At 42.9% G+C, this 25,176-nt stretch carries 28 protein-coding genes and 1 pseudogene; 27 read left to right on the forward strand and 2 right to left on the reverse strand.

Going from position 1 to position 25,176, the window contains the following annotated elements; genetic code table 11:
* Positions 1-424 (reverse strand): annotated as a pseudogene (locus tag D1831_RS11095) (hypothetical protein); the annotation flags it as partial.
* Positions 425-803: 379 nt separating this feature from the next.
* On the opposite strand from D1831_RS11095, the gene D1831_RS11100 reads away from it, so the two are divergent.
* From D1831_RS11100 to D1831_RS11230, 27 genes are all read left to right on the forward strand, one after another.
* A complete protein-coding gene (locus D1831_RS11100; RefSeq protein ID WP_125072999.1) occupies positions 804-1,262 on the forward strand; it encodes an RNA polymerase sigma factor in 459 nt (152 codons plus the stop codon).
* A gap of 81 nt (positions 1,263-1,343) precedes the next feature.
* Positions 1,344-1,544 carry a hypothetical protein gene (locus tag D1831_RS11105; RefSeq protein WP_125073000.1) on the forward strand — a complete coding sequence of 67 codons (201 nt, stop codon included), beginning with the start codon at positions 1,344-1,346 and terminating at the stop codon, positions 1,542-1,544.
* Entirely contained in the window at positions 1,528-1,845 is a 318-nt protein-coding gene (locus D1831_RS11110; RefSeq protein ID WP_125073001.1) for a hypothetical protein, read from the forward strand. Before D1831_RS11105 ends, D1831_RS11110 begins: the two co-directional genes overlap by 17 nt.
* Positions 1,842-2,981, forward strand: a complete 1,140-nt coding sequence (locus tag D1831_RS11115; protein WP_125073002.1) for a DUF2800 domain-containing protein — start codon at positions 1,842-1,844, stop codon at positions 2,979-2,981. The genes D1831_RS11110 and D1831_RS11115 overlap by 4 nt, the downstream gene beginning before the upstream one ends.
* Position 2,982: 1 nt before the next feature.
* The gene (locus tag D1831_RS11120; protein WP_449815904.1) at positions 2,983-3,531 is read left to right on the forward strand and encodes a DUF2815 family protein; all 549 of its coding nucleotides are present in this window, start codon (positions 2,983-2,985) and stop codon (positions 3,529-3,531) included.
* 55 nt (positions 3,532-3,586) lie between these two features.
* Positions 3,587-5,521 (forward strand): DNA polymerase, encoded by a 1,935-nt coding sequence (locus D1831_RS11125; protein WP_125073003.1) that lies wholly within the window; start codon positions 3,587-3,589, stop codon positions 5,519-5,521.
* Positions 5,522-5,608: 87 nt separating this feature from the next.
* Positions 5,609-5,995: a DUF7768 domain-containing protein gene (locus tag D1831_RS11130; RefSeq protein ID WP_225422860.1), complete on the forward strand. Its 387-nt coding sequence runs from the start codon at positions 5,609-5,611 to the stop codon at positions 5,993-5,995.
* A gap of 2 nt (positions 5,996-5,997) precedes the next feature.
* Positions 5,998-8,247, forward strand: coding sequence for a phage/plasmid primase, P4 family (locus tag D1831_RS11135; RefSeq protein ID WP_125073005.1), 2,250 nt, complete (start codon positions 5,998-6,000; stop codon positions 8,245-8,247).
* Positions 8,248-8,463: 216 nt separating this feature from the next.
* The gene (locus D1831_RS11140; protein ID WP_125073006.1) at positions 8,464-8,745 is read left to right on the forward strand and encodes a VRR-NUC domain-containing protein; all 282 of its coding nucleotides are present in this window, start codon (positions 8,464-8,466) and stop codon (positions 8,743-8,745) included.
* Entirely contained in the window at positions 8,726-10,081 is a 1,356-nt protein-coding gene (locus tag D1831_RS11145; RefSeq protein WP_125073007.1) for a DEAD/DEAH box helicase, read from the forward strand. The genes D1831_RS11140 and D1831_RS11145 overlap by 20 nt, the downstream gene beginning before the upstream one ends.
* Positions 10,078-10,545 carry a restriction endonuclease gene (locus D1831_RS11150; RefSeq protein WP_125073008.1) on the forward strand — a complete coding sequence of 156 codons (468 nt, stop codon included), beginning with the start codon at positions 10,078-10,080 and terminating at the stop codon, positions 10,543-10,545. The genes D1831_RS11145 and D1831_RS11150 overlap by 4 nt, the downstream gene beginning before the upstream one ends.
* Before the next feature lie 344 nt (positions 10,546-10,889).
* Positions 10,890-11,069, forward strand: a complete 180-nt coding sequence (locus tag D1831_RS14985; protein WP_263853689.1) for an HNH endonuclease signature motif containing protein — start codon at positions 10,890-10,892, stop codon at positions 11,067-11,069.
* 119 nt (positions 11,070-11,188) lie between these two features.
* Positions 11,189-11,731: a P27 family phage terminase small subunit gene (locus D1831_RS11160; RefSeq protein WP_125073010.1), complete on the forward strand. Its 543-nt coding sequence runs from the start codon at positions 11,189-11,191 to the stop codon at positions 11,729-11,731.
* The gene (locus tag D1831_RS11165) at positions 11,731-12,957 is read left to right on the forward strand and encodes a site-specific DNA-methyltransferase (protein ID WP_125073011.1); all 1,227 of its coding nucleotides are present in this window, start codon (positions 11,731-11,733) and stop codon (positions 12,955-12,957) included. The genes D1831_RS11160 and D1831_RS11165 overlap by 1 nt, the downstream gene beginning before the upstream one ends.
* A gap of 72 nt (positions 12,958-13,029) precedes the next feature.
* Complete coding sequence (locus D1831_RS11170; protein WP_125073012.1) at positions 13,030-13,650, forward strand: hypothetical protein; 621 nt, start codon at positions 13,030-13,032, stop codon at positions 13,648-13,650.
* A gap of 2 nt (positions 13,651-13,652) precedes the next feature.
* Entirely contained in the window at positions 13,653-13,859 is a 207-nt protein-coding gene (locus D1831_RS11175) for a DUF5049 domain-containing protein (RefSeq protein ID WP_102168756.1), read from the forward strand.
* Positions 13,860-13,923: 64 nt separating this feature from the next.
* Positions 13,924-15,522, forward strand: coding sequence for a terminase large subunit (locus tag D1831_RS11180; protein WP_225422862.1), 1,599 nt, complete (start codon positions 13,924-13,926; stop codon positions 15,520-15,522).
* Positions 15,523-15,550: 28 nt separating this feature from the next.
* Positions 15,551-16,816 (forward strand): phage portal protein, encoded by a 1,266-nt coding sequence (locus D1831_RS11185; protein ID WP_179950326.1) that lies wholly within the window; start codon positions 15,551-15,553, stop codon positions 16,814-16,816.
* Entirely contained in the window at positions 16,813-17,484 is a 672-nt protein-coding gene (locus D1831_RS11190) for a head maturation protease, ClpP-related (RefSeq protein WP_125073013.1), read from the forward strand. The genes D1831_RS11185 and D1831_RS11190 overlap by 4 nt, the downstream gene beginning before the upstream one ends.
* A 19-nt stretch (positions 17,485-17,503) precedes the next feature.
* On the forward strand, positions 17,504-18,682 hold the full coding sequence (locus D1831_RS11195; protein ID WP_125073014.1) for a phage major capsid protein: 1,179 nt from the start codon (positions 17,504-17,506) through the stop codon (positions 18,680-18,682).
* Between the two features lie 16 nt (positions 18,683-18,698).
* Positions 18,699-18,977 (forward strand): head-tail connector protein, encoded by a 279-nt coding sequence (locus tag D1831_RS11200; protein WP_125073015.1) that lies wholly within the window; start codon positions 18,699-18,701, stop codon positions 18,975-18,977.
* On the forward strand, positions 18,977-19,360 hold the full coding sequence (locus tag D1831_RS11205; RefSeq protein ID WP_072575339.1) for a phage head closure protein: 384 nt from the start codon (positions 18,977-18,979) through the stop codon (positions 19,358-19,360). Before D1831_RS11200 ends, D1831_RS11205 begins: the two co-directional genes overlap by 1 nt.
* Entirely contained in the window at positions 19,347-19,760 is a 414-nt protein-coding gene (locus tag D1831_RS11210; RefSeq protein ID WP_057748745.1) for a phage holin family protein, read from the forward strand. The genes D1831_RS11205 and D1831_RS11210 overlap by 14 nt, the downstream gene beginning before the upstream one ends.
* Complete coding sequence (locus D1831_RS11215; RefSeq protein ID WP_125073016.1) at positions 19,757-20,635, forward strand: GH25 family lysozyme; 879 nt, start codon at positions 19,757-19,759, stop codon at positions 20,633-20,635. Before D1831_RS11210 ends, D1831_RS11215 begins: the two co-directional genes overlap by 4 nt.
* A gap of 266 nt (positions 20,636-20,901) precedes the next feature.
* Positions 20,902-21,135: an SHOCT domain-containing protein gene (locus tag D1831_RS11220; protein ID WP_125073017.1), complete on the forward strand. Its 234-nt coding sequence runs from the start codon at positions 20,902-20,904 to the stop codon at positions 21,133-21,135.
* A gap of 35 nt (positions 21,136-21,170) precedes the next feature.
* Entirely contained in the window at positions 21,171-22,832 is a 1,662-nt protein-coding gene (locus D1831_RS11225) for a recombinase family protein (RefSeq protein ID WP_125073018.1), read from the forward strand.
* Complete coding sequence (locus D1831_RS11230) at positions 22,825-24,402, forward strand: recombinase family protein (RefSeq protein WP_125073019.1); 1,578 nt, start codon at positions 22,825-22,827, stop codon at positions 24,400-24,402. The genes D1831_RS11225 and D1831_RS11230 overlap by 8 nt, the downstream gene beginning before the upstream one ends.
* 51 nt (positions 24,403-24,453) lie before the next feature.
* Here the strand turns inward: D1831_RS11230 and D1831_RS14420 are convergent.
* A partial coding sequence (locus tag D1831_RS14420; RefSeq protein ID WP_158610662.1) for a hypothetical protein occupies positions 24,454-25,176 on the reverse strand: 723 nt, incomplete at its 5' end.

Raw genomic sequence — 25,176 nt, forward strand, 5'->3', positions numbered from 1 at the left:
CCTCACTTTTTGTGGGGATTTTTTGTTTTCTTAATTGCTTTTTACGCTTTGCTTCTTCTACTAATTCGGACATTAGGTTAACGCAATAATATGTAAGACTTTCTGCCGGAATTTCTTCTTTTAATTGCAATTTTTCCAAAAGATACTTACTGATTGATTCTTTTTGGGAATAACTAGCCTCATTGATATAATCCTTGAATTTATCTTTGGCTATACCACTTTTTTCGAGCTTATGAGCAGCCGAACGATTCAACCCTTTGTAATACAGCCTTTTATAGTTTGATTCTTGATAATTATGTGCATTCCAGTTTTTTGTGTAATTCTCAAATATCACTAGTACTGCATCTTGGATAGGTACTGACTCATCGATTTCACTAAGAGGTTTTAATGCATCTACTAGTACCTGAAACCTGTTAATCCCCAATTTCCCACCTTCTAAAAATAACTTTCAGTGACTTTGAGTATCTAAAATGACTGAGATGACTTAATTATCTTGTTACTATTCAAATATCAGTTAGAGATTAGTACTCGACAACGATAATTATACCAGATTAGCATTTCCTTTCGGATAATTATCTTTACATTCGCGTATATTTTTAGCTGATTAATTAGCATGTGTTGCTCGATCAACAACTTTTACTAGCATGCACTTAACTGAATAACATCCTGTAACAGGCCACTAGTAAGGCAAGTTGCAGTACCCAAGCGATTTATCGTTTAGGTCTGTTTCTTATTGCCTTGTTAGTGGCTTTTAGTATGCCTTCGATTCCTTCGCTTGGGAGATCCAAGAGGAGGAATTTCTTATGAAGAAATACTACGACGACCGTCACCAGCTCAACATGGAGATCTCAGACACTAAAGATGGCAGTATGCGCATTAAGCTACATCAACCAACTGGGATCAAAGAAATCACGGTCACAGAAGCTAAAGGCAAAGAAATCATCGAACTTAATCGTATTGAATACAACGATAACCACCGTGAAACCCGTCGTCATGTTTCACTCGAAGCCTATGACCCATATGGCGCCCTGGTAAAAGATGATGCTGATCCGTTGCAAGAGGTAATTAATAAGGAAGAAATGGATCAACTCCACCAGAGTGTCAGTCAACTTACACCAGCACAGCGAAAGTTACTCATGAAGAAGTTCTGGGACGGTATGAAACAGATCGACATTGCCAAAGAAGAAGGTGTCAGCAAAATGGCAATTACTAAACGTTTGCAAACCATCAAGCGACGCCTCAAAAAAATTCTTCAAAAATAATCGTTTACTTTTGCGCTTCACATGGCCTGTAAGTGTAAGGCGATTATTCCTTACTAAATCCAAAAAGAAAGGATAACCAATATGGCTAATAAGATTTCAATTTCAGTAGCTAATCATCCTCAAGATGGTGTTGTCAGCATGCGCAACGTCACGATCCGTGAACGACTGCTACGTTTACTGCTCGGTAAACCGCATCACTTGATGGTGATCGCACCCAGTAAGGATGTTCAACAGTTACAAATTAACGAAGTAAAGGAGGATTCCTATGAGCGCAATGAATGACTTCGATTTACAACTTAAGGAAGCTGAGAACCAGCTTGATCAAGCCAAGGATGCCATTCAGTCCATACGTAAATTGCTATCAAGCAATCAGGATGCAGCCCCATGTGATAATGAGCAACCAAAGCGCGATCCAGTTGAAGATAAAGTAACGGTTCGCAAGATGCTAGCAAAGAAGAGTTGTGAAGGCTACACCGCTCAAGTGAAAGCATTGCTTCATAAATTTGGTGCTGAAAAATTATCCGACGTAGACCCTAAGGATTACAAGGATCTTTACTACAGTGCGGAGGGCTTGGGACAATGAGTTCACCAAAATATCACGCTTTACTATCAGCTTCCAGTGCCAACCGTTGGCTAAGTGCTCCGCCACTCCCACGATTGGAACAATACTTCCCGCACTCCACCACCAGTGCTGCCGCTGAAGGAACGGCTGCTCATGCCTTGGGAGAGTACAAGATTCATCGTCTACTTGGCAATAAGTTCAAACGTCCATCCTCTGATTATCAATCTGATGAGATGGAGAGTCTGACTGACGATTATGCCAGCTACGTTATGGAACAATACAGTAAAGCAAAGAAATATGCGCCTGACGCTACCATCCGCGTGGAACAGAAATTGGACTTCTCTAAATATGTCCCAGAAGGCTTCGGCACTGGCGACTGTGTGATTATTTCCGATCACCTGCTCCACATTATCGACTTCAAATATGGCAAAGGTGTCCAAGTAGAAGCCAAGAACAACCCACAAATGAAACTCTATGCCATTGGTGCCCTGGAAATGTTCGGTAACTTGTACAACGTTGATGAGATCGAAACTACAATTTTTCAACCTCGTATGGCCAATATCAGTACTCGGACGATTAATGCCAAACAGCTCATGCACTGGGCTACCACCGAACTCAAACAAAAAGCTGAATTAGCTTTTGCTGGCAAAGGTACTATTCGTTATGGTCCCTGGTGCCAGTTCTCTGCTTGCAATGCTGTATTGCGTGCCCGATATGACTACCATCATAAACTTACTAGGTTTCAGCTTTGTTCTCCTAATCTGCTAACAGATAATGAAGTTACTGAGGTGCTGGAACATATTGATGACTTAAATCGATGGGCACATGAAGTTAAAGAATACGCTGCCGACTTAGCCATCAACCATGGTAAGCAGTGGCCAGGTTTCAAAATTGTCGAAGGTCGATCAGTCCGACATTACAAAAATGAAGCGGACGTGACAAAAATTGCTGAAGCTAATGGCTATCACAATATTTACCAAAAGAAGCTACTACCAATTACAAAATTAGAAAAACAGCTCGGCAAGAAGAAGTTCGCTGAGCTGTTCAGTCGGGAAATTGTCAAACCTGCGGGTAAACCAACTTTAGTACCAAATTCTGATCGGCGTCAGAGTATTGGCAAATCAAACCCACAGGATGAATTTAAGGAGGAAAAATAATATGTCACAACAAACTAAGGTCGTTACTGGTATTAACACTCGTCTTTCTTACGCCAACATCTGGGAACCCAAGTCTATTAATGGCGGTAAAGAAAAATACTCAGTCAGTCTGATTATCCCCAAGTCAGATCAGAAAACCATTACAGCGATTGAAAAAGCCATCGATGCCGCCATCCAAGAGGGGATTGGCAAATTTGGCGGTAAGAAGCCAAACAAGGCCACCCTCAAACTTCCTTTACGCGATGGGGATGTGGAACGGGACGATGAAGCTTACCAAAACAGCTACTTCATTAACGCTAACTCCATCACGTCCCCACAAATCGTGGACAAGCATGTCCAACCCATTCTCGACCGCAATGAAGTTTACAGTGGCTGCTATGCCCGGGTATCAATCAACTTCTACTCCTTTAATACCAATGGCAACCGCGGAATTGCTTGTGGGCTCGGCAATATTCAAAAGATTCGGGATGGGGAGCCGCTAGGTGGTCATGCTAGTGCCAGCGATGACTTTACCGCCATTGACGACAACAATGATGATTTCTTAGCTTAAATCAAAAGATGGGCAGTCGAATGTGACTACCCATTTTTTGTAGAAAGGATTTCTAATGAAGCAACTTTCAATCGACATTGAAACTTATTCCAGCACCAATTTAAATCAAACTGGAGTCTACCGTTATGCCGATAGTGATGACTTTGAGCTATTACTGTTCGGTTATGCTGTCGATTTTGGGCAAGTCAAAGTCGTTGATTTAACCCAGGGTGAAAAGATTCCGCCTCAGATTATCCAAGCTCTGAATGATCCTACCATTATCAAGAGCGCCTTCAATGCACAGTTTGAACGGGTCTGCTTATCCCATTTTGTTGGTCGCCGTTTAAAACCTGCTGGTTGGCACTGTTCTCGAGTTTGGGCTGCCACCCTTGGTCTGCCCTTATCTTTGCGCGATGTTGGGACAGTTCTTGGACTACCCCGCCAAAAAATTACTGCCGGTAAAGAACTGGTACACTACTTTTGCACCCCTTGCAAACCGACCAAAGCGAACCAGCATCGCACTCGTAACTTTCCCTACCATGCCCCCAACAAGTGGCAGCAGTTCAAGCAGTATAATCAGCGTGATGTGGAGGTTGAAATGGAAATTACCCAAAAACTCAGCCGCTTCCCGGTACCGCAAAACGAATGGGAAAATTACTGGATGGATCAAGATATCAACGACCGTGGAATTCGGATTGATCAGCAGCTGGTTAACAATGCTATCAAGTGCCAGGAGGAATTTCATGATCAGTACTTGCAAACTTCCCAGCAATTAACCGGTCTGGCTAATCCAAACTCGCCCCTGCAGTTAAAAGATTGGCTCAACCAGCGGGGAGTGAATACCGACTCTCTATCCAAAGCCTCAGTAGCTCAACTTTTACAAACTACCACCGATAAGGTTCATCAAGTTCTAAGCCTGCGTCAACTATTATCAAAGTCTAGCGTAAAGAAGTATCAGGCAATGCAAAAATCAATGTGCCAAGATGGTCGCGTTCATGGACTCCTGCAATTTTATGGTGCCAATCGGACTGGGCGGTGGGCTGGGCGCTTAGTACAAGTACAAAACCTGCCACGCAATTCAATGCCTGACCTAGAAGAAGCTCGTGAACTAGTTAAACAAGGCAACACTACTGTGCTCTCGATGCTTTACGACTCAGTACCTGACGTCCTATCACAATTAATTAGAACTGCCTTCATCCCCAGCCAAGGACATCATTTCTATGTAGCTGACTTTTCAGCCGTTGAAGCACGTGTAATTGCTTGGCTCTCTGATGAGCAATGGCGACAAGAGGCCTTTGCCAATAATGAGGACATCTACTGTGCATCCGCTAGTCAGATGTTCGGGGTTCCCGTTGTTAAGCATGGGGTTAATGGTGGACTCCGGCAAAAGGGTAAGATTGCTGAACTTGCACTAGGCTATGGTGGTTCCATCGGTGCACTCAAAGCGATGGGTGCCACTAAATTGGGTTTAACCGAGGAAGAATTACTCCCGTTAGTACAAATGTGGCGTAATGCCAGCCCTCATATAGTGCAGTTTTGGTGGGATATCGACAGAGCAGCAAAAGAATGCATTAAATCACATCTACCGCAAGCCACCCACGGCATGAGGTTTATTTATCGTAGTGGCTGCATGTTCTTACGATTACGGTCCGGTCGCTATCTCTGCTATCCTCAACCCAAGATTGGTACCAACCGTTTTGGCAGTGAATCAATTACTTTTATGGGTATCAACACTGTTAAAAAGTGGTCCCGTATTGAAACTTATGGGGCGAAGCTCGTCGAAAACATTGTTCAAGCAACCAGTCGCGATCTATTAGCTGAAGCAATGCGACGTTTAGAAAATACCGGTAACCCTGTTGTTATGCACATTCATGATGAAGCCGTAATCGATGCCCCGAAAGACAGTTCATTAGATACGATAGTCAATATCATGACTGAAGTTCCTAGTTGGGCTGGCGGCTTGATCCTGAATGCAGCCGGGTTTGTCGGCGATTTCTACAAAAAAGATTAATTTTGATGGTTTACTTTCCACCCTCATCTGGCTTATCGGTGAGGGCTTTTTGAGTACTCAAATTTTTTTATGAAAGGATCTGAATCTATGTCAAAAGCAACCACGGCAATTGCCAAGCTGCGCAATAACAAACTAAATCCCAATTACCGTCCAATGATCTTTGTGATCGCACCCTTTACCGAGGTAGTAAAAGGTGATGCAAAAGTCATTATGGCAGTTCGCTCTTACTGCCGTTTTGTCTATCAACATGGCGGGATTCCCGTTTGTCCGCAGCTTTACCTGCCACAATTTATTAATCTGCACCGTTCCAAGGAGTTTCAAGTCGCGGCTTTTATCAACATCGTCATGCTCACTAAATGTGCCGAAGTCTGGTCATTTGGCAACTCAACGCACGACATGCGCTACTTCATCCGCCTAGCTAAGCGAAAAAATAAGAACATCCGCTACTTTAATACCGAAATGGAGGTCCACTAAAGATGCACTTTACCTTATCAACTGCGACTAGTGCTGGTCAGGCTAGCAATACGGCCTATCCCCGTCAGTTGACGATCACTAACGTTAAGAAACTAGAACAAGCCGTCCACTACGATCATGTTTGTGGCCAATTCAAACACAATCAACGTAACATTACAAACTTCATTAAAGCTGATTGCCTGGTCATGGACTGCGACAACGATCACTCAGATGATCCTACAGTCTGGATCAAGCCCGCAGATATTGCCAATTACTTTGACAATGTTGCCTTTGCTATCGCACTGTCACGCAACAACATGAAAACCAAGAACCAGAAGGCACCCCGACCTAAGTTTCATGTCTACTTCCCTATTACTGAGATTACAGATGCGAAAACCTATGCCGAACTAAAACACGAACTTCAGGAATACTTCCCCTACTTTGACGATAACGCCCTTGATACTGCCCGTTTTGTCTTCGGTGTTCCAATCACAAAAGTTACCTGGCATGAAGGAACACAGACGGTGGACCAATTTATGATGGCCCAGCGTTACTTTACCAAGCAAGGTGTCGGCACCATTCGCGAAGGCAAGCGCAATGCCACCCTTTCCCATTTTGCTGGTCGCATCATTATGCGGTTGGGAAATACCGCTGAAGCCCGTCAAGCATTTCAAGATGAAGCGGCCAAGTGCGATCCGCCATTAGAAGAGCGAGAGTTACAAACTATCTGGCACAGTGCCATTAAATTTGGGCAGCGAATGGCCAGTCAAAAAGGCTATATTCCGCCTGAAGAATATAACCAGCCGAACGATGGACTGCAACCTGATGACTATTCTGACACTGGCGAATCCTATGTCTTTGTCGACAATTGCAAGAACCGTGTCTGCTACACCAACCAGTCCGGCTTCATGTGGTTTGATGGCAAGGTCTGGCAGGAATCAGAACCGCTAGCTCTAGGCGAAGTTCAGCGTTTCACCGATCAACAACTAGCTGATGCCCAACTCCGTGTCTCTCAAAGTTATCAAGTAATCAAGAACAATGGGGTCGCAAACGCCCTGCAAACAATGGGCAAGACGAAAGCCAGCCGGGGCTTTAATGATGAACAACAAGCGACGTTCAAAGACTACGAAAATGCTAAATCCTATGAAGCTTTCATTTTGAAAGAACGCAGTACTCGGGGGATTAACGGGATCTTAACCAATTCACGGCCAAAGCTCGTGAAAGAAATCAACGAGTTCGATGCCGATCCATTTTTACTGAATACCCCAATTGGTCCTTTCAATTTAAAGAAAGGAATGCACGGCCAACAGGACATTCAAGCAAGCAAATTAATCACCAAATCAGCTTCCTGTATTCCCGGTAATCAGGGGATGGACCTCTGGCAAGAAGCGTTGAATACTTTCTTCTGCAACGACCAAGCACTAATTAATTATGTTCAAGAAATCGTGGGTCTGGTAGCAATCGGTCAGGTTTACTTAGAAGCCCTGATCATTGCTTATGGCAGCGGACGAAATGGTAAATCAACTTTCTGGAACACAATTGCCAATGTACTCGGCACTTACACTGGCCACCTCTCGGCTGATGCCTTAACAACTGGTGTCCATCGTAACGTCAAGCCGGAGATGGCCGAAGTAAAGGGCAAGCGGCTGATTATCTCCGCTGAGTTAGAAGAAGGCAAACGACTGAATACCTCCATCGTGAAGCAGCTCTGTTCGACCGATGAAATTTACGCCGAAAAGAAGTACATGAAGCCCTTCTCCTTTACCCCCAGTCACACCATCGTCCTTTACACCAACTACCTCCCCCACGTGGGTGGTAACGATGAAGGGATCTGGCGGCGCTTGATTGTGATTCCCTTTAAAGCCACGATTGCTAAGCGCAACGATGTCAAAAACTATGCCCAGTTTCTTACTGAAAAAGCTGGCCCGGCTGTTTTGCAGTGGATTATTGAGGGCGCGCAGCGAATCATTCAGCAGAATTACCGGTTAACCACCCCGGCAGCGGTCGAACAAGCAGTTAAGGCCTACCATGCCGATAATGATTGGTTGGGACACTTTCTCAACGAGAATTGTGAACTAGATCCCAGCTATGAGCAAAAGTCAGGTGATCTCTATCAAAAGTACCGGGAATACTGCCAGAGTATCGGTGAATATATCCGCAGTACTTCAGACTTTTACACGGCGCTACAGAATGCTGGCTTTCAGCGTCAAAGGAACCACAGTAGACGTTTCGTGAAGGGGTTACGACTAAAGACTGAGGAATTTCTTAATTGAGAGTGTCATCGACCGTCACTTTCAATTAACGAGAAAGCGTGTTCCATCAACATTCATCTGTAATGGTGACAGTCGTGACAGTCTATTTCTTCACTTGTATATAGGAATAAAAAATAGAAAAAAAGAGCATAGAGAAGAGTAGTAAATCGACTGACATGACCGTCACAAACTCTCTTAATACTTTGATGAATCAACACATAGAAAGGATTATCGAAAATGCTAGAAAAACGAATCGAAACAGCTTTTGTGAAAGCTACTCAAAGTCGCGGCGGTTTATGCCTGAAGTTCGTTTCGCCATCAATGGCTGGAGTTCCCGATCGAATTGTCCTTTTACCTGATGGTCACCTGGGATTCGTGGAAATGAAAGCTCCCGGCAAGCATCCCCGCCTGCTTCAAGTACAAAGGCTCAATCAGCTAAAACAACTTGGCTTTCAAGTCTTCGTTTGCGATCAATTCGATCAGATTGGAGGAATGCTTGATGCAATACAAGCCGCATGAATATCAGCAATACGCTACTCAGTTCATTCTGGATCATCCTGTTGCTGCGATCCTGCTCGACATGGGCCTTGGCAAAAGTGTCATTACCCTCACGGCTATTAAGCAGCTCATTCAGGAAGGCAAGGTTCACCGGGTCCTAGTTGTGGCGCCGCTAAGAGTTGCTAAACAAACCTGGCCAGATGAAATAGAGAAGTGGGACCACTTGAAAAGCCTGACTTATTCAGTCGTAACAGGTCCCAAAATACAACGCATTAAAGCTCTGCAACAAGACGTTGACATTTACATTATCAATCGGGAAAACCTAAAGTGGCTGATTGAATTCTCTGGTATGAACTTTGATTATGACATGCTGGTAATTGATGAATTGTCGAGTTTCAAGTCCTATCGATCCCAACGCTTCAAGGCACTGAAACGAGTCCGTCCCCTGATTAAACGTGTGGTTGGCCTAACCGGCACGCCATCTTCTAATGGGCTAATGGATTTGTGGGCAGAATTCCGGGTGCTGGACATGGGCAAAAGACTTGGCCGCTTCATCTCATACTACCGGACTAATTACTTTGATCCTGACAAGCGCAATATGTATCAAGTCTTCACTTACAAGCCAAAGCCAGGTGCTGAGCAAAGTATTTACCGGGCCATTGATGACATCACCATCTCCATGAAGTCTCAGGATTACTTGGATCTTCCACCGCTAACCATGAACACAGTACCGGTCAAGATGAGCAATAGCGAACAAGCAATCTATGATGAACTCAAGACTCAGCTGGTGGTTTCGACCCACGGCAAACAGATCGATGCGCTGAACGCGGCTAGTCTGTCTAACAAACTTTGTCAGATGTCCAATGGCTGTGTTTACGATGATCAGCAGCAAGTTGTTCAAATCCACCAGCGTAAACTCGATGCCCTGGAAGATTTAGTCGAAGCTGCCAACGGCAAGCCAGTACTCGTCGCCTACTGGTTCAAGCATGACTTAGCACAGATCAAGCAACGTTTTAATATGCGTGAAATTAAAGACACTCAAGACATTAAAGATTGGAATGCCGGTAAGATTCCGCTCGCACTAATTCATCCTGCCTCTGCGGGTCACGGACTTAATCTGCAAGCTGGAGGTGCTACTTTGATCTGGTATGGACTGACCTGGAGCTTGGAGCTTTACCAGCAAACCAACGCTCGGCTCTGGCGGCAGGGTCAGCGTCAGCCCGTGGTTATTTACCATATCATCACTGAAGGTACGATTGATGAAAACATCCTGGCCGCCTTGAAGCACAAGGATAAAACTCAGCTGGCGCTGATCAATGCAGTGAAAGCCAACCTGAAAGGAAGTGTTTGTGTATGAGTATCATGTGGAATTACTTAGACAAGCGCCGGGCCACTATTGCTGCATTAAAAGACTACGATGGTATGAAGTTTATCATTGATTCTTATCGGGATGATTTGAAGCAGGTTAAGGAACAGATGATGAGTATCAATTCACCACAGTATGGTTTCGCGCCCAGCGGCACCAAAAAAGATAATCCCACTGAGCATCGTCTGCTTCATGGCATCAGTCAGACGGCTAAGCTGAATGAACGCTACCAGCAAGCTCAGCTTTACTTCAAATGGTTTGAACCGGCCTGGGACGAACTGTCTGAAGATGAACACTTTATCCTGGACGTTTGCTACCGGACTCCGCACCAATCAATGAACGAAGGATTAACAATTGTAATGAATAAGTACTTCATTGCTAAGACCACCGCCTACAATAGGAAGAACAAGGCACTCGACCATCTTACTCTCCTACTCTATGGAGCACATCACTAGAAAGGTAAAATGAAGAACAAATAACAGTCTTATCCATGTTACGATGATAGTGTAGAAAATTAAGACAAGGCATTTGCTTTATAACATTGAGGCCTGGCAGATTACACCGCTGGGCTTTTCTTATGCTATTAGAAAGGAAGAACGTCATGCCTTATTCACCCAAGAAGCCGTGTCGTTACCCTGGCTGCCCACGGCTAACTCACAATACTTATTGTGATGAACACGCTAAGCAAGTAAGTTCTAATTACAATCGATACCAACGACCAAAGCACAGTCGTCCCCGTTACCATCATGGCTGGTCCAAGATCAGACAGCGCTACCTGCTTCACCACCCCTTCTGTGAGATGTGCTTAAGCCAGGGCAGGTACACTCAAGCTACCGAGGTTCATCACGTTTTACCGCTCGAACACGGTGGTACCAACGACCTCAAGAACTTAATGGCATTGTGCAAGCCATGCCATTCCCGTATTACAGTGCAGATGGATGATCGCTGGCATCAGAAGCCGCGTCAATATCATTATTAGACCACGGAGGGGGCCATCGAATCTTTAAAAATTTTGCGCGCGGGAGCGGGCCTGGGCCTTCGTGTGCAAAAAAGCGAAATCAAACAGGGTATTAACCCCTGCCGGAAGGAGGGAGAGATTTGGCTAAAGATGGTACAAACCGTGGTGGATCCCGAATTGGTGCTGGACGCAAACCTAAATCACTTCACGATAAAATTCAAGCTGGACAAGACGCCCAAGTAATTGACCTACCAACTCCAACTAATTTGGAAGGTCATGTGATGCCGCCAGTTAAAGAGTACCTAAAAGCCAAGCAGAAAAATGGATTAGAGTTTGACGCTGCTGATATTTTTAAGAAAACCTGGGAATGGCTCGTTGAACGGGGTTGCGAAAGATTAGTCAACACACAACTGATCGAACAATATGCAGTAAGTGTTAGTCGCTGGATTCAGTGTGAAGAGTGTATCTCAAAATTTGGTTTTCTTGCTCGCCACCCGACGACCGGGAATGCGATTGCTTCCCCTTACGTATCAATGAGTCGCGACTATATGAAGCAATCTAGCCAATTATGGTTTCAAATTTTTCAGGTTGTTAAAGAAAACAACGCTACTACTTATCAAGGATCTACCCCACAAGATGATGTGATGGAACGCTTGCTCCGTTCACGGAAAGGAATGAACTGATGAAAATTGTTAAAAAGAAAATAGCAGACCTCATCCCCGCTGACTATAACCCACGTAAAGATTTGCAGCCGGGTGATCCCGACTACGAAAAGTTAAAAAGATCAATGAGAGAATTTGGCTACGTTGACCCGATTATCTGGAACCAACAAACTGGCCGCGTGGTTGGAGGACACCAGCGATTAAAGATTCTCCAGGATGAAGGGATCGAAGAAGCCAAATGTGTAGTCGTCAGCTTAAACGAAGAGAAAGAAAAAGCACTGAATATTGCACTTAACAAAATCAGCGGTGATTGGGATAAGGATAAGTTAGCTTTGTTGATGACTGACTTGCAAGCTAGTGATTTAGATGTTTCATTAACTGGTTTTGATGAGGATGAAATCTCTAACCTGCTTGCTACTGAAGATGATACTCATGATGATGACTTTGACGTTGATAGCGAATTGGATAAACCACCCTTTTCAAAGTCAGGTGACTTATGGCACTTAGGTAAACATACTTTATTATGTGGTGACGCTACTAAAACAGAAAGCTACCAGAAATTACTGGGTGATCATAAGGTCAACCTCGTGTTAACCGATCCACCTTATAATGTCGATTACCAAAGCAAGGCTGGCAAGATCAAGAATGATCATCAAACTAACGACAAGTTCTACCAGTTTCTACTCGCTGCTTTTCAAAACACGAATCAAGCAATGGCTAATGACGCCAGCATCTATGTTTTCCATGCCGACACGGAAGGACTTAACTTCCGCCGTGCTTTCCAAGATGCTGGCTTTTATTTATCTGGTTGCTGTATCTGGAAAAAACAATCATTAGTGCTTGGTCGCTCACCCTACCAGTGGCAGCATGAACCAGTTCTATATGGCTGGAAGAAAGATGGTAAACACGAATGGTACACCGGACGAAAGGAATCTACCATCTGGGAATTTGATCGTCCAAAGCAAAGTAAGGAACACCCAACGATGAAACCAATCCCATTACTAGCCTATCCGATCATGAACTCTACTATGTCGAACTGCACAGTTCTTGATCCATTCGGCGGTTCTGGTTCGACTCTGATTGCTTGTGAACAGACTAATCGGATTTGCTACATGATGGAGCTGGATCCTAAATATTGCGATGTCATCGTCAACCGCTATATTGAACAAGTCGATTCGGATCAGAAAGTCAGTGTGGAAAGGGATGGGAAATCGATTCCTTACAGTAAGGTTAAAAAGCCGGCCTAAAGTACTGAAAAGCCTTGCTATCTGTGCCTTTTAGAGTGATGTATACAGTAACCCAATAAGGAGATACAGAAGATGGAAATCAAATTTAATGTACACGGTCGGCAGCGAAAAGAACTGGTGACAAAGCTAGCTGTCTATACTCATCAAAAGGCAGAATATCAGTACACACCTACCTACGCTTATCAGATTGGCAAGTACACTGTTAACAAAGATGGAATCCTAACATCCTCGGATGAAATTCCAACCAATTTACTTGAATACCTTGAACAGCAAGGCTTCCACCCTACTGAAATAATTAAACTGAATCTGACCTACCGGCGAGATAAATTTACAGATCAAGCTCTCGATAACCTGCGTCACCTAATCTGGGCCAAGGGACAGCTAATTAAGGATGCTTGCCAGCTGGAAACGCTCCCCTTAGACGTTGACGACCAACAAGTAACATTTAATTGGTTTGATCAAGTTGATGCTAGTGATGCGCTGGCTTATCAACAATTTGTCGACAAGTTAGTGCAATACGCCATCAGCCACAAACGAATCATATCAGAACCACACGAAGAGATTAATGAGAAATATGTCTTCCGTTGCTTCTTGCTACGCCTAGGATTTATCGGTCCCGAATACAAAGCACAAAGAAAAGTACTGCTACGAAATCTAACCGGATCAGCTGCTTTTAAGAATCAGGAGGTCTAATTATGAGCAGAATCAAAGACGAATTAGCTAGACGCGACCGCATCCGTCAGCAAGTCTTACAAATCCGCAATACTGGCGAAGTAAACATGTTTGATATCGAAAATGTTAAACGACTAGCCTATTATTACAACTGCCACGATTTGGTTGATTACCTGACCACTGACCGAGCCAGCTATGTAAACCTAATTTTAACTGGCAAATTCAATTAATCATTCAGCATTGAGTTTATTCTCAGTGCTTTTTTTAGTACTAACGAAAGGAAGTGATGCTTTCTTGAGAAAGTTAAAAGATTATAAACCAACTCGCTTTATGGCTAAAGATTCTACTTACAACAAGGATGCAGCTGATTTTGCGGTTTCTTTTATTGAATGCCTCTGTCATACAAAAGGAACTTGGGCGGGTAAACCATTTGAGTTGATTGATTGGCAGGAGAAAATCATTCGTGACATTTTCGGCATTTTGAAGCCTGATGGTTACCGTCAATTCAATACCGCTTATGTTGAGATTCCAAAGAAACAAGGAAAATCAGAACTAGCGGCAGCAGTTGCCCTTTTGCTTTGTTGCGCAGATGGTGAGGAACGGGCCGAGGTTTACGGTTGTGCCGCTGATCGGCAACAGGCCGCGATTGTTTTCGACGTATCTGCTGATATGGTACGAATGAACCCCGCTTTGAAAAAACGATGCAAAATCCTCGCTTCACAAAAGCGGCTGATTTATGAACCCACTAATAGTTTTTATCAGGTTCTATCCGCAGATGCCTATTCTAAACATGGATTCAATGTGTCAGGAGTTATTTTTGATGAACTTCATACCCAACCGAACCGGAAACTATACGACGTCATGACGAAAGGTTCGGGGGATGCCAGAACACAGCCCCTTTACTTTCTAATAACCACTGCTGGTAATGATGAACACTCTATCTGTTACCAGGTTCATCAAAAAGCAATCGACATCATTGAGGGCCGTAAACATGATCCCCGTTTTTATCCGGTCATTTACGGCGCCGGACGTGACGAAGATTGGTCGAGTCCAGAAGTTTGGAAAAAGGCCAATCCTTCTTTAGGAATTACGGTCAAAATGGAAAAAGTGAAAGATGCCTATAATTCAGCCAAAGAAAATCCTGCTGAAGAAAATACCTTCCGTCAGCTTCGTTTAAATCAGTGGGTCAAACAAGATGTCCGATGGATGCCGATGGATAAATGGGATGCCTGTGCCTTTCCAGTTGATCCCGTTGGATTACGGGGACGAGATTGTTATGGTGGATTGGATCTTTCATCCACCACTGATATTACGGCTTTCGTTCTGGTTTTTCCGCCGCGTGATGACTCTGAAGGCTATACCCTGCTTCCTTACTTTTGGATTCCTGAAGATAATGTTGATTTGCGGGTAGGCCGTGATCATGTTCCCTACGATATTTGGAAGCAGCAAGGTTACCTGCAAACCACGGAAGGTAATGTAGTTCACTACGGATTCATCGAACACTTTATTGATGATCTGGGAAAGAAATATCACATCCGTGAAATTGCCTTCGACCGGTGGGGAGCTGTCGAAATGGTTCAAAATCTTGAAGGTATGGGATTCACCGTGGTCCCATTTGGCCAGGGATTTAAGGACATGACGCCTCCAACTAAAGAACTAATGCGATTAACTCTGGAAAAGAAGATCGCTCATGGCGGTCATCCGGTCTTGCGTTGGATGATGGACAATATCTATATCCGCACTGACCCAGCTGGGAATATTAAACCTGACAAAGCTAAGTCAACTGAAAAAATTGATGGCGTAGTGGCCACCATTATGGGACTGGATCGTGCTATCCGAAATGAGGATAATGGTGACTCTGTTTATGATGGTCGAGGTCTATTAATGTTGTAATTACGAAAAACTGAAAGGAGTTGATGCCATGAGTCTATTTAATAAATTGTTCCATACCAATAAAGCTTCACCCAAAAACACCTTATCCAGCACCATGTCATTTTTTTTCGGCAGTTCGATGGCTGGCCAAAATGTGACCGAACGCACCGCAATGCAGAATACAGCAGTTTATGCTTGTGTGCGAGTCTTGGCTGAAGGATTAGCTGAACTGCCACTCCACATTTATCAATACACCAGCGATGGTGGTAAACAGCGGGCAATTAACCACCCGCTTTATTTTTTGCTTCATGATGCGCCAAATCCAGAAATGACCAGTTTTATCTTTCGTGAAACCATGATGAACCATTTATTGCTGTGGGGTAACGCCTATGCACAAATCATTCGAAACGGTCAAGGCGAGATCACTGGGCTCTATCCTTTGATGCCTGATCGAATGGACGTTAACCGTGCTGCCAACGGTGAAATCTACTACACCTATACTCGCAACTACGATGATTACCAGGCAAAGAATAAATCGAAGCAAGTAATTCTCTTGTCCGATGAAGTCCTTCATATCGCAGGGTTAGGATTTGATGGTTTGATCGGCTACAGTCCTATTGCTATGGCTAAGAATGCGATTGGATTATCTATGGCCGCCGAACAATATGGAGCCACCTTCTTCAAAAATGATGCCACGCCTGGTGGTGTTCTCGAGCATCCTAATGTAGTCAAAGACCCTGAACGGCTTCGGAAAAGTTGGCAGTCACAATTTTCGGGATCTAATAATCACAGCATTGCTGTCTTGGAAGAAGGAATGACTTTTCATCAACTTTCCATTCCACCTGACCAAGCGCAATTTCTTGATACCCGAAAATTCCAACTCGACGAAATTGCCAGAATTTTTCGTGTACCACCGCATATGGTTGGTGACCTAGACCGTTCAACTTTCTCAAATATCGAGCAACAATCACTAGAATTTGTAAAGTACACCTTGAACCCTTGGTGCATTCGCTGGGAACAAGCTATGAATCAACAGCTACTTTCCGCTGATGATCGACGAAAGTTCTTCGTCAAATTCAATGTTGATGGACTACTACGTGGCGATTACGAAAGCCGAATGAATGGCTATGCCATCGGGCGCCAAAATGGTTGGCTGTCTGCAAATGATATTCGAGAACTTGAAGATCTTAACCGCATCCCCGCTAATGAAGGTGGTAACGAATACTTAGTAAATGGCAATATGCTGCCCCTCAACCAAGCTGGTAACTTCTATAGTTCTCAGCCATCTAAAGAAAGTGAGGAACCAAAAGAATGAAACGTTTCTGGGACTGGAGCGGTCCTCAAAATCAACGTGTCTTAACTATCAACGGTACGATTGCTGAAAATAGCTGGGTTGATGATGAAGTCACTCCCCAAGTATTTCAAGATGAACTAAACCAAGGTAATGGGCCTATTGATATCTGGTTAAATTCACCCGGTGGTGACTGTGTCGCTGCCAGTCGCATTTATACAATGCTAATGAATTACCCCGATGATGTGAACGTCAAGATTGATGGTATCGCTGCTTCAGCAGCATCAGTTATCGCCATGGCAGGAACAAAAGTTTCTATGGCTCCAACCGCGATGATCATGATCCATAATCCATTAACTATTGTTGGTGGACAAAAAGAAGATCTTGATCAAGCTGCACAAATGCTAGCGGAAACAAAAGAATCAATCATTAATGCCTATGAGCTTAAAACAAACCTTCCTCGCGAAAAAATCTCATCCATGATGGATGACGAAACCTGGATGAATGTCAATAAAGCGATTGAGTTGGGCTTTGCTGATAATATGCTGGGCCAAGATAAAGATGTCATAGATTGTTACTCGTATTCAGATAAGCAATCTGAATTGGTTCTATTGAATAAGCTAAAGCCACAAACAAAATCTAATATCTCTGTAAAGTCGCTGCAAAAGCGGCTTTCTTTGTTATCACACTAATTTTTAGGAGGACTTATCAATGAGTAAGATTACTGAATTACAAGAAAAGCGTGCCCGTATTTGGAAGCAAGCAAAGGATTTTTTGGATACTAAGCAAAAGGAATCAGATGTACTTTCAGCTGAAGACAATACCCGCTATGAAAAGATGGAGCAAGAAGTTGTCGACTTAGGTAAGGAAATCGATCGAATGCACAAGCAGGCAGAAATTGAAGTGGCATTAAACCAACCCACCAGTAAGGCCCTTACTAATTCCCCAATTGCTAACCAGCTACCAAAGGGCCAGGAGGCTTATGCAAAAGATTTCTGGCAAATGATGCGTGGTCATGTGGTCGTTGATGCACTGAAAGAAGGTACGGATCCAGATGGTGGCTTCCTAGTGCCCGACGAATTTGAAAATCAACTTATCCAAAAGCTTCAAGAAGCAAATGTCCTACGAACCATCAGCCATGTCATCCAAACCAATAGCGGTGAACACAAAATTCCAGTAGTGGCCAGTGAAGGTACCGCAGCCTGGCTAGAAGAAGAAGCGGCCTACACAGAGTCCAACACACAATTTAGTCAGGTGTCACTTGGCGCTCATAAATTAGGGACCCTGATCAAAGTGTCAGAAGAATTACTAAATGATTCGGCATTTGATTTGATGGCTTACCTATCTGATGAATTCGGTCGCAGGCTCGGTAACGCTGAAGAACAAGCCTTTTTAAACGGTACCGGTACTGGTCAACCTACTGGTATCTTGACCGATACTAATGGTGCTTCAGCTGGATCAACAGCTGCTAAGGCTGATTCATTAACTTTTGATGATTTAATCGATCTCTTCTATTCTTTGAAGACACCATACCGTCAAAATGCTGTCTTTTTGATGAATGATGATACTGTGAAGGTCATCCGCAAGATGAAAGATAAAAATGACCAATACATTTGGCAACCTTCCGTTCAAGCAGGTCAGCCAGACAGAATCCTCAACTGCCCTGTTTATACCAGTCCATTCATGCCAACACTGTCTGCTTCCAATAAGCCAGTTCTCTTTGGCGACTTCAATTACTACTGGATTGCAGATCGACAAGGCCGAACTTTCAAACGTCTTAATGAACTTTATGCCGTAACTGGTCAAGTTGGTTTTTTAGGCTCACAACGAGTTGACGGCAAAGTTATCCTACCAGAAGCAATTAAAACCTTGTCCATGGCTGCTAAATAGAAAGGATTGATGAAATGTGGCTGCTATTACTTTGGCCGAAGCAAAAGCCTACCTGAGAGTAGACAACACTGTTGAAGATGACCTCATTACAAAGTTGATTGGATCGGCAACAGCTACGGTCGAGAATGTGCTTCGCCAACCACTATCAGCGTTTGATCCCCTCCCTGAGGATATTCATACCGCCATTCTCTATACAGTGGCTTACCTTTATGAATATCGGGAAACAGCTGATTTTGATGCCATGATTAAATTTCTTCGGGCCATTTTGTCCCCTTACCGGAAGGAGGAATTTTAATGCAACAGCAAAACAAACGTATCAGTAAGATTGCTGATATTGGTGAACTAGATCGACGCATTACTCTAATGAAAAAGAAATATGTCGGCGAAAATCCTAATACTGGAATGTCGATGTACAAAGATGTTCGCCTCGGTGATGTATGGGCTAAAGTCTCGGCATTGCACGGTCAGGAATACTACACGGCGGTATCCGTTAAATTGGAAAAGCAATTGTCCTTTATTATCCGATACCGTGACGACGTTGACGAAGAAACTAACATCTGGTTTGAAGGACGCGGCTACAATATCGGCTTTATCGATGACGTCAAATACAACCATGAGTATCTGGAAATTAAGGCCGAGTATTCGAGAGGAGTTGATAATCCAGATGAAGACAACTAGTTTAACCATCATCAATACTTGTTTTGGTGCTGTTGGTGCATTTCTTGGCTGGTTTTTAGGCGGCCTGGATGGCTTTTTGTATGTTCTACTCATTTTCATGGTGGCGGACTATATTACCGGTGTGCTCTGCGCAATTAATGAACATAAACTCTCCAGTGAGATCGGTTTTCGTGGTCTCACTAGAAAAATGCTGATTCTACTCTTAGTAGGTATTGCCCACTCTCTTGACGTCTATCTGCTAAAAAACGGTTCGGCCATCCGAACAGCAACAGTCTTTTTCTATATCTCTAATGAAGGAATTTCATTACTGGAAAATACCAGTCGCTTAGGCTTACCTGTGCCCGATAAGTTAAAGAGTATTCTCCAACAATTACATGACAAGGATGGTGATAAATCATGATTCCTGGGATTGATATTTCTGAATGGCAAGGACATGTGGATTTCAATGCAGTCAAAGCAAGTGGTGTTAAGTTTGTTCTAATCAGAGCTGGCTATGGTCGGTCAGCGAGCCAAGAAGACCGTTACTTTGCAGAACACTATACCCAAGCCAAAGCAGCCGGTTTACAAGTAGGAGCTTATTGGTATTCCTATGCTATTTCTCCCGAAGACGCAGCTAACGAAGCTCGTGCCTGTTTGACTGTTTTAGGTAACCGTCATTTTGATTATCCAATTTACTTTGACCTCGAAGAACAATGGCTATTCCATCAGGGACGTGCCTTCTGTGATAGTTTAGTCAAAAGTTTTTGCTGTGTGCTAGAACAAAACGGTTGTTACGCCGGTCTCTACATCTCACGGTCACCACTACAAAACTATATTTCATCAGCTGTAGCTCAGCGTTATGCTGTCTGGGTGGCTGAATATGGTCCGCGTTGTAACTACAGTGGTAATTACGGAATCTGGCAACATTCCTCTACTGGTTCTGTTCCAGGTGTCAATGGCAACTGTGATCTGGATTATGCCTACATTGATTACGCAGCAGTTATTAACAAAAAACAGCCAGTTGCCAGGAAGAACCCTGATGAACTAGCTGCTGAAGTTTTAAATGGTCAATGGAGTAATGGTGCTGACCGTCAACAACGCTTAACCGCTGCCGGTTATGACTATGCGGTGGTCCAAGAAAAGGTTAACCGTCTCTTAAATCGTAAGTCAGTCGACCAAATAGCTCGTGAAGTTATCCGTGGTTCCTGGGGTAATGGTAATGAACGAATCAACCGCTTGAAGCAAGCTGGCTATGACCCCACCCAAATTCAAAAACGCGTTAATCAACTATTGTAACTTTTGCCTGTGGACTCCGGTCTGCAGGCTTTTTTCTTTTACCATAACAAAAAGCCAACCATATAAGATGGTTAGTCTTCCTAAACTGTGGTTGGAGTCAAATGAGATTCCTTCTCAAATAAGCCACGTATCTTAGATCACGCTTGAGGGTCAGAGTAGCGACCTTGCCCTCTTACTATATATTTAAAGAATCTTTTTCAATTAGCAAGTTGATTTGAGGGTTTACTTTTCCACTTTTCCTGGCTTATCAGTGGAGGTAATTAAATATGGTAAAGAAAGTTCAAGCGATGACTCATCAACCGTTGCAATCAATAAAGAATAATATTAGTTCAGAACAATTATTGAATGATTTGCATTATCAACAATCAAAACAAATCATCCAAGCTCTACTCAACAAGGGTCTAATCTCAACCACTGAATTTAAGGAGATTGATGACTTAAACAAACAATCATTTCCGCCCTTATTAGGACCAGAAAATATTGATACATCAAGGTTCTAGAGCTAACATACCACACTAACGAAAGGAGGTTTGCCATGTCAACCATTACTAAAATTGAAGGTTACCAACGCGATGTCAAGCAACTCCGTGTGGCGGCCTACTGTCGAGTTTCAACTGACAATTTTGAACAGTTGGAAAGTCTGCAAAATCAGCGTGAGCATTATCAGGAGTACATTAGTCATCATCCCAATTGGCAACTTGCCAAAATCTACTATGATGAAGGCATTTCTGGCACTAAATTAACGAAACGGAATGCTTTAAAAGAATTACTGGGTGATTGTTGCAATCACCGGATTGACCTGATAGTAACCAAATCCATCAGTCGCTTATCACGAAATACGACTGATTGTTTACAAATTGTCCGTGAATTGCAACAGCTAAACATTCCCATCATTTTTGAGAAAGAACACATCAACACTGGAGCAATGGCCAGCGAGTTATTTCTATCGATCCTTAGCAGCATCGCCCAGGATGAATCCCACTCAACAGCAGGTAATCTACGCTGGGCAATCAGGAAACGCTTTGCTAGTGGTGAATTTAGAGTATCTTCTGCACCTTACGGTTATAAGCTTCGAGATGGCAACTTATTAATCTATCCAGCAGAAGCACGTACCGTGAAACATATTTTCCATAAATTTCTGACTGGCACTTCTGCCACGCAAATTGCTAAAGATCTAAATGGACATCAAGTTGCGACCCAACGTGGCGGTCACTGGCGCAGTAATACGGTCCTTAACATTCTACGAAACATCAACTACACCGGTGACATGTTGTGTCAGAAAACTTATCGTGATGATCAATATCATCGCCATTTCAACCATGGTGAACTAGCCCAATACCTAATTGAAAACCATCATCCAAGTTTGATAAGTTACCAAGCCTTCGATCAAGCTCAGAAAATAATTAAGGAAAATGCGCAAAAGTGCCACATTGAAGTCGGTACTCACAAGTATCAGCAACATTATCCTTTCTCAGGAAAAATCATCTGTGGATATTGCAGTACCACCTTTAAGCGACAAACCAGACCTAATAAAATCTGTTGGGCATGTCAAAAGCACTTAAAGTCTGCCAAGCAATGCCCGATTAAAGCAATTAGTGAAGAAAGTTTGGAAGCCGCCTTCTGCAGCATGATGAATAAGTTAATCTTCAGCCAGAGGTTCCTACTGCAACCATTGCTTGAAGAACTACAAAATCAAGCTAATAGCAATTCCAATGGTGAATTAGGAAAATTGGCTGAGCAAATCAAAGCTAACGACCATAAGGCCGAAACGCTAACCCAATTGATGCAATCAGGGCTGCTCGACAAGGCCATTTATGTTAACCAAACGGCCAAACTAGAACAAGACACTTATCAATGCCGACAAAAGATCAAACTGCTGAATAGTCAAAATACTGATTCAGCCAACAATTTTGAAGAAGTCAGGTCTTTACTGCGTTGGTGCCAGAAAGGGCAAACGCTAACCAGCTTTGATCCCAACTTATTTCAAACTTTTGCACAGCAAATCATTGTCAACGATCCGACTGAAGTGATCTTTAAACTCAAATGTGCCTTGGAATTAACTGAAAAACTAACCAAGAAAGCCGCAGTTTATCAACAATTCTACCGTGGCATCATTAAGCAACGGTTCAATGAACCAATCAAGCAAGCCGAATATTTGTACAGCATTATCGAAAGTGAAGGTGATTTAATTGGGTAAAGTACGCATTATTCCTGCCCATCAGCCAAAAGGAAACAGTGTCCATCATCAACGTAGTCCACAACCTTTTGAAAAGCTCCGGGTAGCTGCTTATTGCCGGGTTTCGACCGACTATGATGAGCAGGCTAGCTCCTACGAAACTCAGGTAGCTCACTACAAAGAGCTAATTCAAAAGGAACCAACCTGGGAATTTGCAGGTATCTATGCTGATGATGGAATCTCCGGAACCAACACCAAGAAACGGGAACAATTCAATAAAATGATTGCGGCCTGTAAAGCCGGTAAAATTGACTTAATTGTCACCAAGTCAATTAGCCGATTTGCTCGAAATACTATTGATTGCCTGAAGTATATCAGAGACTTAAAAGCCATCAATGTTGCAATCTTCTTTGAAAAAGAAAATATCAACACCATGGATGCCAAAGGTGAAGTTCTGATTACCATCATGGCTTCCCTTGCTCAACAAGAAAGTGAGTCCTTATCGCAAAACGTCAAGATGGGGATTCAGTACCGCTATCAGCAAGGAAAAGTATTCGTGAATCATAATCACTTCCTGGGCTATACCAAGGATGCTCAAGGTAACTTGGTAATTGAACCGGAAGAAGCCAAGGTTATTAAACGGATCTTCTATAGCTACTTAAATGGAATGAGCATGAAGCAAATCGCTGATTCACTCAAAGCTGATGGTATTCTGACTGGTGGCAAAACAAAAAATTGGCGCTCTAGCAGCGTGGCCAAAATCCTAAAGAATGAAAAATACATGGGTGATGCCCTTTTACAAAAGACTTACACCGTTGATTTTCTTAATAAAAAACGAGTGAAGAATGAAGGTATCATGCCACAATACTACGTGGAGAATGATCACCCGGCGATTATTCCCAAATCTATTTTTATGCAAGTACAGCAGATCATCAAACAACGACGTAACGGAATCACCACTAAAAACGGTAAGCATAGACGTCTGAACAGTAAATATTGCTTCTCTCAAAAATTATTCTGTGGTAAATGCGGTGATATTCTCCAACGGAACATGTGGTATCGACCAGAAAAAGTAGCAGTCTGGCGCTGCGCCAGTCGGATAAGGAGAAGTAAAACTGGTCGCCGCTGCATGATTCGAAACGTTAAAGAACCCCTTCTAAAAGAAGCTACTATTGAAGCTTTTAACCAGCTCATTGAAGGGCATGAGTTAGCCAATAAACAAATCAAAGCCAACATCATGAAGGTCATCGAGAACTCCAAAGGACCAACACTTGATCAAATCGACCAACAGCTGGAAAAGGTGCAGATGAAGCTCATCCAGGCTGCTAACCAGCATCAAGACTGCGACGCGCTAACCCAGCAAATTATGGACCTGCGGAAGCAAAAAGAAAAAGTCCAAAGTTGTGAAACTGATCAACAGGCAAAACTACACAGTCTTGATGAAATCAACGAATTAATTGAATTTCACAAGTATGGCTTGGTAGACTTTGATGAACAATTGGTCCGTCGCTTGGTAGAAAAAATCACCATCTTCCAACGCTACATGGAATTCACGTTCAAAGATGGTGAAGTAATTAGAGTTAATATGTGAAAACTTGGGATATTCAGCACTCAGCTACTTTGGCTGGGTGCTGTTTTTGTTTTAATAAGGCATATCGGTTAGTAATACCTTAGTTTGATCAAATCCATGTTTAATAAGGTATTGCTTTATTTCTTTAATTCTTTTATCAGCACCATTCTTATGACTAACAACTATGGATGATACCATATCAGGTGTGAAATCAGTAATTATTACCGGTCTATTATTAAAATGAGTGTCTGGTTTCTGCTCCTTAGAGATACTTATCCTTTCAACCACAAAGCGAATCTCTTCCTCTTGATACAAGAGATGCCTTTTAAAGCAAAGTGAGAAAAGAAATAATGCCTGAATACATTCAAAAGCGATATCACTAGCTACTTTTTCCAAAGGGGTGTTTTTCAATCCACGATAAGCTAATAACCATTCTTTTAAAACCGATCGTAGATATTCATTTTGTATTTCTTCATTGTATTCAACATATAACGGAAAAGTGTATCCATTACCTTCGTGCATATTTTCAAAGTACAGATTCGTATTGCGATTAGCTAAATGATTTTGAAGTTTCTGAACATCTATACCAATGGCGATTTCTCCATAATTATTTAAGGCTTGATTATTCTTATTTGCTGAAAAACTCCAAATATATGAATCAAATATTGTCGACTTAGTATCTTGATTAAATGCCGTCTTCTCATCTTGTGAAGCTCCCATCTCATCTAAAATTTTTTGTGAGATATCATAAGTGTATTTTATTTCTAAAGGGTCATTCATATGATAAGCAGATCC

The organism is Lactiplantibacillus garii (genome assembly GCF_003885105.1).
Lineage (GTDB): Bacteria > Bacillota > Bacilli > Lactobacillales > Lactobacillaceae > Lactiplantibacillus > Lactiplantibacillus garii.